The following is a 521-nucleotide window of genomic DNA, read 5'->3' as shown; positions in this document are numbered from 1 at the left end:
CTCGCACTGGCAAACCTAATTTTCTTGCTGATGATTGCCGTTTTCTACTTTGCCTTTACTTATACCGGAGACGGTCAACCTGTCGTCGAAAAAGAATCGGCATTGGTGATGAACCTTTCAGGCCCAATTGTCGAACAAAGACGTTATGTAAACCCAATGGACTCTTTTGCTGGTTCCCTTTTGGGTAATGAGCTACCGAAAGAAAACGTCCTTTTCGATATCGTTGATACTATTCGCTACGCGAAAGACGATCCTAAAGTGTCTGGATTAGTGCTAGCACTGCGAGACATGCCAGAAACAAATCTCACGAAACTACGTTACATCGCGAAAGCGTTGAACGAATTTAAAGCATCAGGCAAACCCGTTTACGCCGTAGGTGATTTCTACAACCAAAGCCAATATTACTTGGCAAGTTACGCCGATAAAGTTTATCTGGCACCTGATGGTGGTGTATTGATTAAAGGTTACAGCGCTTACTCAATGTACTACAAAACGTTACTTGAAAAGCTTGACGTTTCTAC

At 42.8% G+C, this 521-nt stretch carries 1 protein-coding gene; it reads left to right on the top strand.

Annotated features, from left to right (window positions below; all coding sequences use genetic code 11):
• Positions 1–521 (top strand): S49 family peptidase (locus tag IQR33_RS18980; RefSeq protein ID WP_193843932.1); only part of this gene is annotated, 521 nt, incomplete at both ends.

Source organism: Vibrio sp. OPT46 (assembly GCF_015163535.1).
Taxonomy (GTDB): domain Bacteria; phylum Pseudomonadota; class Gammaproteobacteria; order Enterobacterales; family Vibrionaceae; genus Vibrio; species Vibrio alginolyticus.
This window is presented reverse-complemented; position numbering and strand designations above follow the sequence as displayed.